At 58.3% G+C, this 14,691-nt stretch carries 9 protein-coding genes; 4 read left to right on the top strand and 5 right to left on the bottom strand.

Going from position 1 to position 14,691, the window contains the following annotated elements:
• The first annotated feature begins 81 nt into the window (after positions 1 to 81).
• The 4 genes from BMW74_RS04410 to BMW74_RS04425 all read left to right on the top strand — a co-directional run bounded on the left by BMW74_RS04410 (position 82) and on the right by BMW74_RS04425 (position 6,007).
• Positions 82 to 1,470 (top strand): DUF1254 domain-containing protein, encoded by a 1,389-nt coding sequence (locus tag BMW74_RS04410; RefSeq protein WP_371911739.1) that lies wholly within the window; start codon positions 82 to 84, stop codon positions 1,468 to 1,470.
• Between the two features lie 290 nt (positions 1,471 to 1,760).
• Positions 1,761 to 2,237: a 2,4'-dihydroxyacetophenone dioxygenase family protein gene (locus BMW74_RS04415; RefSeq protein ID WP_093414181.1), complete on the top strand. Its 477-nt coding sequence runs from the start codon at positions 1,761 to 1,763 to the stop codon at positions 2,235 to 2,237.
• Between the two features lie 79 nt (positions 2,238 to 2,316).
• Positions 2,317 to 4,680 carry an arylsulfatase gene (locus BMW74_RS04420; protein ID WP_093414184.1) on the top strand — a complete coding sequence of 788 codons (2,364 nt, stop codon included), beginning with the start codon at positions 2,317 to 2,319 and terminating at the stop codon, positions 4,678 to 4,680.
• A gap of 58 nt (positions 4,681 to 4,738) precedes the next feature.
• The gene (locus BMW74_RS04425) at positions 4,739 to 6,007 is read left to right on the top strand and encodes an anaerobic sulfatase maturase (RefSeq protein ID WP_093414187.1); all 1,269 of its coding nucleotides are present in this window, start codon (positions 4,739 to 4,741) and stop codon (positions 6,005 to 6,007) included.
• A 4-nt stretch (positions 6,008 to 6,011) separates the two neighbouring features.
• On the opposite strand, the gene BMW74_RS04430 is transcribed toward BMW74_RS04425, so the two are convergent.
• From BMW74_RS04430 to BMW74_RS04450, 5 genes are all read right to left on the bottom strand, one after another.
• Entirely contained in the window at positions 6,012 to 7,646 is a 1,635-nt protein-coding gene (locus BMW74_RS04430) for a 3-(methylthio)propionyl-CoA ligase (protein ID WP_093414190.1), read from the bottom strand.
• Between the two features lie 186 nt (positions 7,647 to 7,832).
• Positions 7,833 to 10,268, bottom strand: a complete 2,436-nt coding sequence (locus BMW74_RS04435) for an efflux RND transporter permease subunit (RefSeq protein ID WP_093414193.1) — start codon at positions 10,266 to 10,268, stop codon at positions 7,833 to 7,835.
• A gap of 38 nt (positions 10,269 to 10,306) precedes the next feature.
• The gene (locus tag BMW74_RS04440; protein WP_093414196.1) at positions 10,307 to 11,371 is read right to left on the bottom strand and encodes a WD40/YVTN/BNR-like repeat-containing protein; all 1,065 of its coding nucleotides are present in this window, start codon (positions 11,369 to 11,371) and stop codon (positions 10,307 to 10,309) included.
• 77 nt (positions 11,372 to 11,448) lie between these two features.
• Positions 11,449 to 12,810, bottom strand: coding sequence for a DUF1329 domain-containing protein (locus BMW74_RS04445; protein WP_093414199.1), 1,362 nt, complete (start codon positions 12,808 to 12,810; stop codon positions 11,449 to 11,451).
• A gap of 33 nt (positions 12,811 to 12,843) precedes the next feature.
• Positions 12,844 to 14,673: a DUF1302 domain-containing protein gene (locus tag BMW74_RS04450; RefSeq protein ID WP_093414202.1), complete on the bottom strand. Its 1,830-nt coding sequence runs from the start codon at positions 14,671 to 14,673 to the stop codon at positions 12,844 to 12,846.
• Positions 14,674 to 14,691 lie beyond the last annotated feature (18 nt).

A 14,691-nucleotide genomic window follows, 5' to 3' on the forward strand; every position in this document is an offset into this window, starting at 1 on the left:
CTGTCCGACTCACTCATCCAATACGAAAAATGGAGTCTCAAGTTCATGATAACCACACTCCCGAGAACATTTGGCTGTGCGATGGTATTGCTCGCGTCCTTTGGATTTACGCACGCCCAGGCAGCGGACATCACTCCCGCCGAAACGAAAGCCATCGCCGAGGAAGGCTACGTCTACGGTCTGCCCATCGTGATGAACTACGCGACCATGTACGACTATGCCGTGGACAAAAGCTCCAGCCAGTACAAGGCGCCGTTCAACCACATTTACAACATGCACAAAGTCTTTAGCTACAAGGACACGGCCATTGTCTCGCCGAACAGCGACACGCCGTATTCCTTGATGTTTATGGACCTGCGTAGCGAGCCGATCGTGCTATCGGTACCGACGGTGGAGAAACCGCGGTACTACTCGGTGCAGCTCATCGACAACAACACCAACAACTTCGGTTACATCGGCAGTCGTACCACCGGCAGCGAAGCCGGCGATTACCTGCTGGTCGGCCCAGACTGGAAGGGCGTGACCCCGCCAGGGATCAAGGAGGTGTTTCGTTCCAATACACAACTCCTCTTCGTGATCTTTCGCACCCAGCTCTTCAATCCGGCGGACATGCCAAACGTCGAAAAGATCCAGTCCGGTTATGCGACCCAGCCGCTATCGGCTTATCTCAAGCAGCCCGCGCCGCCTGACGCGCCGGCGATCAACTTTCCGAAGTTCGACAAGGCCATGGCGAAGAGCGACTTCTTCAAGTACCTGGGCTTTGCCTTGCAGTTTGCCCCGACCACACCGGATGAAGTGGCGATCCGCGCGAAGCTGGCCCGTATGGGCATTGGCGCCGGCAAGGACTTCAACTTCCAGGATCTGTCCGCCGAGCAAAAGGCCGCAGTGGTTGAGGGCATGCAGGCTGGGCATGCGAAGGTCCAGGACGCGGTCAATCATCTCGGGACGCAGGTCAATGGCTGGAACATTGTGAGTTCCGGCGGTGATGCTGCGTTCTACAAGGGTGATTGGCTAAAGCGTGCCGCGATCGCACAAGCGGGCATCTACGCCAACGACGCCGAAGAGGCCACGTATCCGATGGCCAAGGTCCTGTCCGATGGTACGCCGCTTGACGGCAGCAAGCACAACTACACCATCACCTTTCCTGCCGGACAGCTTCCGCCGGTCAATGCCTTCTGGTCGGTTACCATGTACGACGGCAAGTCGCAACTGCTGATTAAAAACCCGATCAATCGCTACCTCATCAACTCGCCGATGCTACCCGACATGAAGAAGAACGCAGACGGCTCGCTGACGCTCTACGTCCAGAAGGACTCGCCCGGCGCGGACAAGGAAAGCAACTGGCTGCCCGCACCGAATGATCTGATCTACATGGTGATGCGCCTGTATTGGCCGAAGACGGAAAACCCTTCCGTCCTGCCGCCTGGCAAAGGCACGTGGAGTCCACCCGCGATCGTTAAAATCAATTGAGCATCTGACGACCGGTTGCAGCGGACGGCCCAGGCGTGGCGCCGCTGAACCGGGGCGTCAGGGTTTCGCAGAGGCCCTGACGTACGCTTTGATTAGCCAAAGGCCGGCGGTGGCCGCAAACCGTAGATGTTGTTGTTTTGGCGTTATTTGCACGGCCCTGCGCATGCCGCGATTCAACGCCATTGGATGGATCCCCCTCCTCAAGAGGGGGGCGGTGTGAGCACGGTCTGTTCACGATGCTCTTGACGCACCGTGTATATCCTTTCACCGTCCAACAGAGAACAACAAGCATGTTTTATGAAAACATCGACACCTCCTCCATCAACGACGAGGACCTGCCGTGGGTTCCGTTCGCACCTTACAGCGATGAAATTTTCATCAAATACATCAAATGCGACCCGGTTCGCGGGGAAACCATCACCCTGCTCAAGGCCCCGGCCGGGTCTTCTCTGCCCAAGCACCATCACTCCGGCACGGTCATCGTTTACACCATCAAGGGTGGCTGGAAATACCTGGAGCACGACTGGATCTCAAAACCGGGCGGCGTGGTGTTCGAAACCGCAGGTTCCAGCCATACGCCGATCGTGCTGAGTGAATATGGCGATGAACTGATCACCTTGAATATCACCCAGGGCGACCTGCTGTATTACGACGATAACAACAACGTCGTGGCCATCGAGAATTGGAAATCCAGCGTGGATCGTTACCTGGCGTTCTGCCAAGCCAATGATATCGAGCCCAAAGACATCACCAGCTTTGCGGTCTGACCCGCGCTCCAATCTCTCGGCCGTCCGGTGTTCGACCGGGCGGCTGCGCCGTTGCAATGAATAAAAAACGGAGACACCCATGTCCCAGAAGCTGCAACCCGCCGGACGTTTCACCCTGAAACTCTGCGCACTGTTGGCCAGCTCGGTCGCATCCGCACAAGACTCGCTGCCCTTCCCGCCGACGCCTTCGGCCAGTGACGCCAAACCGACGCTGCAAGAATCGAAACACCAGAAACGTCAGCAGCAATCTCATCTTCCTGCCGAGGCCCCCAATATTCTGGTGATCATGCTCGATGACGCCGGCTTCGCGCAGTCAGATACCGTCGGCGGCGCAGTCCATACGCCGACCCTGAGTCGAGTCGCCGACAGCGGTGTGCGCTACAACGCTTTTCATACCGCTGCCATCAGCTCTGCTACTCGCGCCGCATTGCTCACCGGACGCAACCATCACCGAGTTGGCAACGGCGTCATCGCAGAGCTGGCCACCGATTGGGAAGGCTACACCGGCAAGATCCCCAAAAGCTCGGCGACCATGGCCGAGGTGCTCAAGCAATATGGCTACAGCACCGCCGCGTTCGGCAAATGGCATAACACCCCCCCTCTGGACACCACGGCGGCCGGTCCTTTCGATACATGGCCGACGGCCTACGGTTTTGAATATTTCTACGGTTTCCTGGCCGGCGAAACCTCCCAGTACGAACCGCGTCTGTACCGCAACACAACGCCAATCGAACCGGCGCGAGATCCGAAATATCACCTCAGCGAAGATCTCGCCAATCAGGCCGTAAACTGGCTGCAAGACCATCAGACCTACGCGCCGGCAAAACCATTTTTCATGTATTGGACACCGGGTGCCGTGCATGGCCCGCACCAAGTGAATGCGCAATGGGCCGATAAATACAAAGGCAAGTTCGACGGTGGTTGGGACGCCTATCGTGAGCAGACGTTTGCTCGCCAGAAAGCGCTGGGCTTTATCCCGCATGACGCCGTCCTCACGCCGCGCCCGGCGGAACTCCCAGCCTGGGACAGCTTGTCTTCCGAACAGAAACAGTATCAGGCACGGTTGATGGAGGTGTATGCCGGCTTCCTGGAACATGCCGACACGCAGGCCGGCAAGATCCTCGACGAACTGGAGCGTGAAGGTAAGCGCGACAACACGCTGATCTTTTATGTCTTCAGCGACAACGGCGCTTCTTCCGAGGGGATGGAAGGCACGATTAATGAGTTGCTGGCCCAAAACGGGATTCCAGTTCCCAAAGAGCAGCAGTTGAAAGTCCTCGACGAGATGTATGGCGGCTTGTCCGCGCTCGGCGGTCCTAAACTTGAAAGCATGTACAACGCCGCGTGGGCCTGGGCAGGTTCAGGGCCATTCGTAGGCACTAAACTGGTCGCCGGCTACTTCGGCGGGACGCGCACGCCGCTGGCCGTTTCCTGGCCGAAACAGATCAAGGCCGACGCCAGAGTTCGCGCACAATTCCACCATGTCAACGACATTGCCCCGACGGTCTACGACGTGCTGTCGATCACGCCACCCATAGAGGTCAACGGTATCGCTCAGGACCCAATGGATGGCGTCAGCCTGCGCTACACCTTCAACGACGCTCAGGTGAAGTCGAAAAAACCGGCGCAATACTTCGAAGTCTTCGGCAGTCGCGGCGTCTACAAGGATGGCTGGATGGCCTCGGTTTTTGGCCCGCGCAAACCCTGGGTGCAAGGCTTCGCGCAGTTCATGGGCTGGAATCCGGTGAACGATCAATGGTCGCTCTACAACCTGCAAGACGACTACTCCCAGGCCAAGGATGTCGCCGCGAGCAACCCGCAAAAGCTTGCAGAGCTGAAGGCCGAGTTTGACGTGCAGGCCAAGGCTAACCATGTCTATCCGATTGGCGCCGGTCTCTACCCCTTCCTCGATCCGACTGCACGAATCTCCAGCAGCCAACGCGAATGGCATTTCAGTGATCGTGTCCAGCGCTTTCCGGAGTTTGCGGCCCCGAACCTGCGCAATCAGAACAGCAAAGTTGTCGTCGACGCCGACGTTCCGGCTAACGCCACCGGCGTGTTGTATGCCTTGGGCGGTATCGGTGGCGGGGTCAGCCTGTACATGGATGACGGTTTCCTGAACTACGAGTACAACGCGCTGGCTATCTCTCGAGTCAAACTGCGTTCGGCCAAACGAGTACCCGCAGGCAAAGTCAGTATCGAAGTGCTGACGACCCTGTCGTCAGCCAAGCCCGGAGCGCCGGCCAATCTGAGCCTGCGACTTGACGGACAGGAAGCCGCCAAAGGGGTGACACCGTTCACTCCGGCACTGACGTTCACCGCCAGCGAAACCTTCGACGTCGCTCAAGACCTCGGTTCCCCCGTCACCCTGGACTATTTCGAGCGTGCGCCCTTCGCACTCAATGGCAAGGTCAAGGATGTACACGTGACGTATTTGCCTTGACCCTCAATGCCGCCCAGATAACCGGGCGGCAGTCTGACGACTCCCGGACCCTGCCCCCATGCCTACCCACGAAACCCCGCCCCAGGGCTTGCATCTGATGGCCAAACCCGTCGGGCCGATCTGCAACCTCGATTGCAGTTACTGTTTCTATCTCGAAAAAGAACAGCTTTACCCTCCTCGGCAACGCTTCAGCATGACCGACGAGGTGCTGCGTCTGTATGTGCAGCGCTACATCGAGGCCCAGCCCACGCCTGAGGTCGAATTTACCTGGCAAGGCGGCGAACCGACGTTGCTGGGGTTGGATTTTTTCCAACGCGCGGTCCTGTATCAACGCCAGTTCGCGGGGAACAAAGTCATTCGCAACACGTTGCAGACCAATGGCACGTTACTCAGTGACGACTGGTGCGCATTCCTCGCCCGTGAACGCTTCATGGTGGGGATCAGCCTCGATGGCCCGCGATTCGTCCACGACCTCTATCGCCCCGACAAGCGCGGACACTCCAGTTTCGATGACGTGATACACGGTCTCGAACTGCTCAAGCAGCATGGCGTCGACTTCAATGTGTTGGTTACGGTGGCGCGCGATGTCGCCAGATTCCCCTTGGAAATCTATCGATTCCTCAAGTCTGAGGGCGTTCGTCATATTCAGTTCAACCCCGTGGTGGAACGTGTGCCAAGCGCCTCACAGGTCAGTCTGGGTCTGCATTTCGCTATCCCGCCGGAATTGCGCCTGCACGTGGTGCCGGAGCCCGCGATGGTGACGGAACAAACGGTTGCCCCTGAGGCCTATGGCGATTTTCTCATCACGATTTTCGACGAGTGGGTGCGCCAGGATGTCGGGGAGATTCATGTCATGAACTTCGAATGGGCACTGGCCTCATGGTGCCAGCTGCCGGCCTCGGTGTGCCTGTTCAGCCCGCGCTGCGGCAAAGCGGCGATCGTGGAGCACGACGGCAACGTCTACTCCTGCGATCACTACATGTATCCCGAGTATTTGCTGGGCAACTTGAAGACCGATGATCCTGCCGTGCTACTCGCCTCTGCTGCGCAACAAGCCTTTGGCGCCGCCAAGGAAGAGACACTGCCGACGTATTGCCAGCAGTGCGATTACCGCTTCGCCTGCCATGGCGAATGCCCGAAAAACCGCTTCATGAACGCGCCCAACGGCGAGCCGGGTCTGAATTACCTGTGTCCGAGCTACAAGAAATACTTTCGTCACCTGACGCCCTACATGAACGCCATGGCCCAACTGGTCAGCCACAAGCAACCCGTGGCGTTGATCATGCAGGCCTTCGCCGGCCCGCTGATCGTGCCACTGGATAAATAGCCTTTTAGCTCTGAAAGCTGAAGTCGCGAAACTGTTCGCGAAGCTTCATCTTTTGCAATTTGCCGGTGGCGGTATGCGGCAGCGCTTCGACGAACGCCACATCGTCCGGCAGCCACCACTTCGCCACGCGGCTTTGCAGTACCTTCAGCAGATCGTCTTTGCTCGCGGTTTTACCTGGTTTGAGCACCACCACCAACAACGGCCGTTCCTGCCATTTGGGATGAGGGATGCCAATCACCACTGCTTCGGCGACGGCCGGATGACTGACGGCAGCGTTTTCCAGATCAATCGAGGAAATCCACTCGCCACCCGACTTGATAACGTCCTTGGCGCGGTCGGTGATCTGCATGTAGCCGTCAGTGTCGATCGTTGCGATGTCACCGGTATCGAGCCAGCCTTCGCTATCAAGAATCTGCCCTCCCTCGCCACCGTAATACTGGCTGGCGATCCACGGTCCCTTGACCAGTAGAAGACCGCCAGCCTTGCCATCTCGCGGTAGTTCAGCGCCTTGCTCATCGACAATCTTCATTGACACCCCAAACAACGCCCGCCCTTGTTTGGCCTGCAAGTCGAGCACTGCTTCCAGCGAAGCATCACGGTGTTTGGGCAACGGATTGCAGATGGTGCCCAGCGGGGACATCTCGGTCATCCCCCAGGCATGCAAAACACGCGCATTGAAACGGGTTTCAAACGTATCGACCTGGCTGCGCGGCGCGGCGGCTCCGCCGATCACCACCCGGTTCAGGCACAGCTCTGTCGCCGGTTGCAAAGCCTGCGCCTCAACATGCTGTTGCAGCATCATCCACACCGTCGGCACACCCAGCGCCAGGGTCACCCGTTCATCTCGCATCAGCGTGTAGAGGCTCTCGCCGTCAAGTGCGGCGCCCGGCAACACCAATTTGGCGCCACACATTGCGGCGGCATACGGCATCCCCCAGGCATTGACGTGGAACATCGGCACGACCAACAACGCTGAATCCGCCGCCGATAGACCGAAGCCATCCGAGGTACACAGCGCCAGCGAATGCAGGATCGAAGAACGGTGCGAATACAGCACACCCTTTGGATTGCCAGTGGTGCCCGAGGTGTAGCACATTGACGACGCCGTGCGCTCATCGAACTCAGGCCAGATGAAGTCGTTGCTGTGCTCGGCGATCAGGTCTTCGTAGCACATCAAACCAGGCACATTGATTGCCGGCATTTGCTCCCGGTCACACAGAGCGATGAAAGCTTTGATTGTCTTCAGGTGCGGCGCGATCTGCTCGACCAACTCAGCGAACGACAGGTCGAAAAGCAGGTACTGATCCTCGGCGTGGTTGGCGATGAATTCGATCTGCTCGGCGAACAGCCGTGGGTTGATCGTATGCAGTACCGCACCCATGCCCGACACGCCGAAATACAGTTCCATGTGCCGGTAACCGTTCCAGGCCAGGGTGCCGATTCGGTCGCCTGGTTGCACGCCCAACGCAACCAGCGCATTAGCTACTTGTTTAGCGCGTTCGCCGATGTCGGCGTAAGTGCAGTGATGCACCGATCCATCTGCCGTGCGTGAGGCAATTTCAGTGTGCGGATGCGCCTTCAGCGCATGTTCCAGAACGGAAGAAATCAACAGCGGTTGATCTTGCATCAAGCCCAGCATGGATTTGTGTTCCTTTTATTCTTGTTTGATGTCGACGTTTCAGAAACGGCAGAGACTCACAGATAGCCGATTTTCCGGGCGTCGCTGCGAGCAAATGCCAGCGCCGCGCGACCGATGCCCGAGGCGGCACCGGTGATCAGCACGTTCTTGTTTTTGAGCTCGGGGATGGCCATGAGGGTTCCCGTTTCAAGGAGCACGACGGAGCAAGAAATGCGAGAGTGCCGGGATCAGCACCAAGGCGCCGACCATGTTCCAGATGAACATGAAGGTGAGCAGGATGCCCATGTCGGCCTGGAACTTGATCGGCGACCAGGCCCAGGTGATGACGCCCGCCGCCAGGGTGATGCCAACCAGCGCCACCACTTTGCCGGTGAACGCAACGGAGTTTTTGTAGGCTTCGGTCAACGACAGACCGGCACGCTGCTGAGCCAACTGAACACTGAGCAGGTACAGCGCGTAATCGACACCGATACCGACACCCAAGGCAATCACCGGCAAGGTCGCGACCTTCACGCCCATGCCCAGCCAGACCATCAATGCCTCGCAGAGAATCGATGTCAGCATCAACGGCACGACCGCCACCACCACCGCCCGCCAGCTGCGGAAGGTGATGAAGCACAGCACGATCACCGCGCCATACACGTAGAACAACATGGTGCGATTGGCGTCGCGCACGACGATATTGGTCGCCGCTTCGATCCCGGCGCTACCGGCGGCGAGCATGAACTGCCGATCGTCGTTGCTGTGTTCACGGGCGAACTGATCCGCCACTTTGACCACGTGATCGAGGGTTTCGGCCTTGTGGTCGGAGAGATAAGCGATCACCGGCATCATCGAGCAGTCACTGTCGAACAGTTCCGGGTTGTTCACCGAGGCCTGTTGCGCGCCGTAGTTGAGCACGTTCTGGTTGCGCGCGACGGTCAGCATTTTCGGGTTGCCTTCATAGGAACCCGCCGTGATCTGGCGCACAGCGTTGACCAGCGACACGGTAGTCTGCACACCCGGTTGCTGTTGCAGCAGCCAGCCGAGACGATCGGCTTCCACCAGGGTTTCGTACTTCAGGCATCCTTCGCTGGCGGTTTTGACCATGACCGCAAACTGGTCGCTGGACAGCGAATAGTTGGCAGTGATGTAGGCGTTGTCGCGGTTGTAACGTGAGTCGGCGCGCAGCTCGGGTGCGCCCGGATCGAGATCACCAATCTTCAAATGCGTGCTGACCATGAAGCCACCTACCGCCAGCAACCCGGCCACCACCACCGCCACTGTTGCCCAACGACGCTCGGTAAAGCGGTCAAGCAGGCTCCACACATTGCCCAGCCCTTTCCCTTTCAGCTCCTGACTTTCCTGACGCAAGCTGCGCGCCGCCGCCTTGGGACTGACACCCCAATAAGACAGCAGCACTGGCAGCAACACCAGGTTGGTGAAGATCAGCACCGCCACACCAATGCTGGCGGTGACGGCCAGGTCCTGGATCACCGGAATGTCGATCAGCATCAGCACCGCAAAACCTACGGCATCGGCCAGCAATGCGGTCAGTCCGGCCAGAAACAGACGGCGGAAGGTGTAACGCGCGGCGACCAACTGATGGGTACCGCGTCCGACGTCCTGCATGATCCCGTTCATTTTCTGCGCACCGTGGGACACGCCGATGGCGAATACCAGAAACGGCACCAGAATCGAAAACGGGTCGAGTGCATAACCGAACAAGGTGATCAGGCCCAGTTGCCAGACCACCGCAACCACCGAGCACAGAATCACTAGCGCGGTGCTGCGCACGCAACGGGTAAAGCCAAAGATGATGGCAGTAGCGATCAGCGCTGCGGCGCCGAAGTACATCATGATCAGCATCAGGCCATCGATCAGATCGCCCACCAGTTTGGCGAAACCGATCACGCGGATCTTGATCGGGCCTTTGCCCTCTTCACCGGCGAGGTGTACCGCGCTACTGCCGGCAAACTCAAACTTGTTGCGTAGCTGCTCTTCAAGCATCCGCGAAAAATGGTGATAATCGATTGCTGCGCCCGTGACCGGATCCTTCTCCAGCAGCGGCACCACAATCATGCTCGATTTGAAATTATTGCCGACAAGACTGCCGATGATGCCGGAACGGGCGATGTTCAAGCGCAGTTGCTCGACCCCACTGGCCGAGCCGTTGTAGGAGTCCGGCATGACCGGGCCACCACGGAAGCCCTCCTCCGTGACCTCGGTCCAGCGCACGGCAGGCGTCCACAATGACTTTATCCAGGCCCGATCCACGCCCGGGGTCAGGAACAAGGTGTCATTAACCTGTTTGAGCACCTCCAGGTATTTCGGGTCGTAGATGTCGCCGTCGGTGTTTTCCACCACCACCCGAACCGTATTGCCCAGCCCGCGTAACGACTGGCGATTCTCAAGGTAGTTTTTGATGTACGGCTGACTCTGCGGAATCATTTTTTCGAAGCTGGCATTGAGCGTCAGCCCAGTGGCCGCGAAATAGCTCAGCACTACCGTCACGATCAGGCAGGTCAGCACCACCAGCAGGCGGTTGTTGAAAATCAGGCGTTCAAGGACATTGCCGGAGCGTGCATCGAAGCCCTTCAGCTCTCGGATCACCGGCATCGTATCGAGGTTGTAGTTACCCATGAAGTGGCTCGTCTCTTTTTATTATGTGGGATGTGGGTTCATTCGAAGGACAACTGGCGCAAGCCCCGTGCGCCCGCGACCACCACGACGTCTGATGCGATGGCCTGCGCCGCAGCGGCGGGCCCCAGGCGGTCTTGAGGCTTTAGCGTGAAACTGGCGCCGTCGTCGGTGCTGACAAGCACATGCCCGGCCTGGCTGACCAGGATGATTCGGCCGTCGGCGGTGATCGTGCTCGCGGTGATGCTTGAGGACAGCCCCAGTTCAACCTTGTCCCAGTTCACGCCGTGATCGACGCTGCGATAAACATTGCCCCGCAGGCCATAAACGAGCACCGAGCCCGGCTTGCCGGTGATGCCGAAATAGCTGCCGCCGTAGGGCGTCGGGAGGTTGATGAAGCGTTGCGTTGCCGGGTCCAGTTTCAATACCAGGCCTTGCTCGCCGACAACGAACAGGTCATCGCCGATTGCTCGTATCCCGTAGAAATTCAACGCTCCCGGATTGTCGGTGCGATCCATCAACGGAACCCAGTTCCGGCCGCCGTCTTCAGTGCGGAAAATCAGATTGAACGCGCCGACGATATAGCCGGTTTTATCATTGGCGAACCAAACGTCCAGAAAAGGTTTGTCAGCCCCTTCATCGACCATTCGTTGAGCCTCGGCCAATAACGCCTCATTGGGCTGTTGCCCTTCATGCCTCTGAAAATGTTCGAGCATGATCTGCCCCAGCTGACGGCCATCGAGCTGACGCTTCCAGGTTTCACCCCTGTTGTCGCTGTGCAACACAATGCCGTCGTGCCCGACCGCCCACCCCTGCGTCGGGCTCGGAAAATGCACGGCCACCAGATCGGAACTCACCGGCACTTCTGCCTGGTGCCAGCGGACGCCGTTGTCATCGGAATAAAAAATATGGCCGCGTTGGCCCACGGCGACCAGGCGCTGACCTGCACGGGTCAACCCGGTGAACACCCCGCCAATCGCCTTGTCACTCTCAATCGCGGGGCTCGACAGCACGTCGACAAAGTCAGCGGCGACGACGGATCTGGTGAATGGGGCAGCCAACGCCAAAATTAGCGCAGTGAGCGCAATCCATCTAAATGTATTCATGAAGTCTACTCGGCAAAAAAAGCCGCCGAACAGTGCGATACACACTGTCGGCGACAAAAAAACACCTGCGTTATGGCTCAGCGAATACCCGTGCCGGCCAATGACTCAGGTGCCCACTGCGCTTTCGAAAGCGGGTCGATGTACTTGACGCCGCCGTACGGGCCGTAGATGCCGGTGATGTTGTAGCTGCCAGAGACCAGGTCATAAATCATGTGGTTATCGGAATTCGGCGCCTGCACGTCATAGCTGTATGCCAAATGTGCAAAGGACCCGCGGTACAGCTTGCCGCTGGCGTCATATTCATCCGAGGCCAGGGCGATCCAGCTGTCTTCGTCGAGGTAGAAGGTGCGCTTGCTGTAGATGTGGCGTTTGCCCGGTTTCAGCGTGGCTTCAACCACCCACACGCGGTGCAACTCCCAGCGCACCAGGTCCGGATTGACGTGATGCGGCGTGGTGATATCCGCAGCGACCTTGTGGTAGTTCAACTTGTACGTGTTGTAAGGAATGATCATTTCCTTCTTGCCGACGAGTTTGAAGTCGTAACGGTCCATTGCGCCGTTGAATACCCAGGCATCGTCATAGGTCGAAGCACCGGCCGAGCCAGGGTTTGGTGTGTCGTAGGCGATATCCGGTGCGAGTTTCACGCGGCGCTGACCAGGCAGGTATTGCCAGCCACGACGCTCCATCTTCAGAGGGTTGACGGCATCCTGCACCAGGATGGCTTCGCCTGCGCGACGGGCCGGGGCCTGGTAGTAGAGTTTGGTCTTGAAGAACAGATCCGTCTCTTTCGCCGGTTCCGTACGCTTCGGATCGTATAGCGGGTACTCCAGATAGCCATTACCGGTCGTGGCCAGTATCGCCCGGCCGGAACTGTCGACGTTCCAGGAGTCATATTTGATATTGGTGGCATAACCCTGATAACGCAGCAGGTGGTTCCACATGGCCTCATAGCCATCTTTCGGGATCGGGAACGGAACGCCCGGCAACGCGTTTTCCAGTGCTACCCCGCCTTCGAGTGTCTTGGTGCCGACGGCATTTTTTGCGGTGTTGTCCAGCAACCGTTGAGGTAGCGCAACGCTGCGATGGGTCGGAAACACATCGACCCGGAACGTCGGGTAACGCTTGAGCAGTTCTTGCGTGGTCGCGGTCAGTTTGTCGGTGTATTGACTGAGGTTTTTGCCATCGACGACGACGCGTGGCTTGTCGGCCTCGTAAGGGTCCGGACGGAACGAACTACCCGGTTGAAAACTGGCCGGCGCCGTGGTGAGTCCGCCAGTGTAGGGCGGAATGGTGTTGTCGGCATTGCCGGCCTTTTCAGCGCCGACGCCTGTCAGGCTGTTGCCGAGTTTGGCCGCTTCATCGGGGGACACGGCTGCGTGTGCCGCACCAGCGATGGCAACGGTCAAAGCAGTGAACAAAAGCGTGTTGACGAACTTCATGGAGTGACTCCTGCTATCAAGCAAAGACTTCGATCAAATGGTCGTTTTGAAGGTAAAAGTGACCATGCCCCGATCCTTGAGCTGAGGCTGAACACCGCCGAATGCAGTGGTCTGCCCCGGTACGCAGTTGTATTGGCCGTTGGCCCCTGGTGCTGCGCCCTGGCCCTGTGCACCTGCACCACCGGCTGAGCCGCAGGTGTCGAACGGACCAAAGTTGTCCACGTACTTCAGGTCAAACCGGTACTGGTTGTGTACGTCCATGCCAACGCCCACCGAGTAACTTCCGGAGTCCTTGTTACCCCCGAGCTGAACCGACGAGTTGCCCGCAAGGCCGACGCCGTAGCTGGCCGGCAGGTACATATCGATGCCGGGGAACACCTGATACCAGGTCGGGTTGAAGTTGACGCCCAGGACGTAGTTGTCCTTGCTGACCTTGTCGACACCGCGATACCAGTCTTCGCCTTTGAACAACTGCTCGTTCTCGGTGACGTCCAGCCAGCGGCTGTAGGCGAGTTCAACCAGCAAGGTCGAGCTGTCCCAGACCGGTGTCGCACCGAACGTGGTCAAGCCGTTGAGCACCGCGTGCACGGTGTTGCCTCGGGCCACGCCGTTGTCACCATCAAAGCGGCTGATGAAGCCTGGCAAACCGGCAGCACCGGCTGCCGGACTGACCGTTGCCGGCACGCTGGCCAGCGGCATGTTGTGGCGATAGTTCAGGTCGAGACCGACGCTGACACCTTCGATGCTTTTCGACAGGCTGATGCCGTAGATATCGATATCGTCGACATAGAACTGGTTGTAGCTGCCGGCATTGCCGGAGATCAGTTGCGCAGGGCCGACCGCCGTTGGCTGCAACACCAGGTTGGGCAGAATGTCGGAGGTTTTGCGGTAGTAGAAACCCAGCGTACCCTGCAGCCATTCCGGGCTCCACTTGGCCATCAGGCCAAAGTCACCCTGGTTGTCCGGGGTAAACGTATGCCCGTTGGACAGCCGTAAAAACTGGTTGGCACCCAGTGGGCCAGGTGTACCGAACAGCGGGTTTCGGCCGCCGATCAACGACAGGTTGTGCCCGCCATTTTGAATGCCGTCGTTGAACCCCAAATAAGTACCCGACTCCGGCAACCGCGCGGCGTCCCAGTCCAGGAAGTACTGCGCGGCGAGGGTCAGTTCCGGGTTGACCGTGAGGCTGGTGGACAACTGATTACGCGGAATGAACAGTTCTTTGGCTTCTGTTCCCGGGACCGCCAGCGACTTGGAAATATCCAGGCCGGATTGGCCATAACTATTGCTATGGGCAAAGGCGAGGATGCTTTCGCCCCAGTAAGCGGTGTGCTTGCCGAGCTTGCCGCTGAGCAGTGACTCATCGCCGACTTCAGTGCTGCCAAACACGAAGGCATCAAGGATTTCCGAAGAAGGACCGTTGTAATACCGATCGGCGTAACCGCTTTGATGATGAGAGTCCGGTTTACCGTTGTTGAGCTGATTGGTCGAGGCGTTATCGCTGCCAATATCGTCGTAGGCGTGGTCGTACCAAGTGTTGGCGCTGACACGGAAACCGACTTTTTCTTTGTAAACCACGTCCAGTTCGGTCAGCACATCCAGTCGTTGAGAAACGGGACTGCCGGAGGAGAAGTTGCGATCCCCGTCATTGTTGTTCCACGAATTGGCCAACTTGCTGTTGGGGGCTTCCACGCGCTGGGCGTAGTTGAACTTCAGCGTGTTGTCGAAGCGAACCGCAAAGTCTTCATTCCCCGTGTTTATCTCCACAGCCCCTACGGGCGCAATGCCCAGGCCGGTGAGAATGGCGGAGGCCAACAACCCTTTGCGAAGGTTTGCATGGCAGATCTTATTATTTTTGTTCATCTAGCTTGCCACCTGCTC

Source organism: Pseudomonas sp. ok272, assembly GCF_900109995.1.
Lineage (GTDB): Bacteria > Pseudomonadota > Gammaproteobacteria > Pseudomonadales > Pseudomonadaceae > Aquipseudomonas.

Excerpts from the sequence above, each read along its gene's own strand:
- BMW74_RS04450 (WP_093414202.1), bottom strand. The coding sequence starts at position 14,673 with ATGAACAAAAATAATAAGATCTGCCATGCAAACCTTCGCAAAGGGTTG.
- BMW74_RS04420 (WP_093414184.1), top strand. The coding sequence starts at position 2,317 with ATGTCCCAGAAGCTGCAACCCGCCGGACGTTTCACCCTGAAACTCTGC.
- BMW74_RS04445 (WP_093414199.1), bottom strand. The coding sequence starts at position 12,810 with ATGAAGTTCGTCAACACGCTTTTGTTCACTGCTTTGACCGTTGCCATC.
- BMW74_RS04425 (WP_093414187.1), top strand. The coding sequence starts at position 4,739 with ATGCCTACCCACGAAACCCCGCCCCAGGGCTTGCATCTGATGGCCAAA.
- BMW74_RS04435 (WP_093414193.1), bottom strand. The coding sequence starts at position 10,268 with ATGGGTAACTACAACCTCGATACGATGCCGGTGATCCGAGAGCTGAAG.
- BMW74_RS04440 (WP_093414196.1), bottom strand. The coding sequence starts at position 11,371 with ATGAATACATTTAGATGGATTGCGCTCACTGCGCTAATTTTGGCGTTG.
- BMW74_RS04410 (WP_371911739.1), top strand. The coding sequence starts at position 82 with ATGGTATTGCTCGCGTCCTTTGGATTTACGCACGCCCAGGCAGCGGAC.
- BMW74_RS04415 (WP_093414181.1), top strand. The coding sequence starts at position 1,761 with ATGTTTTATGAAAACATCGACACCTCCTCCATCAACGACGAGGACCTG.
- BMW74_RS04430 (WP_093414190.1), bottom strand. The coding sequence starts at position 7,646 with ATGCTGGGCTTGATGCAAGATCAACCGCTGTTGATTTCTTCCGTTCTG.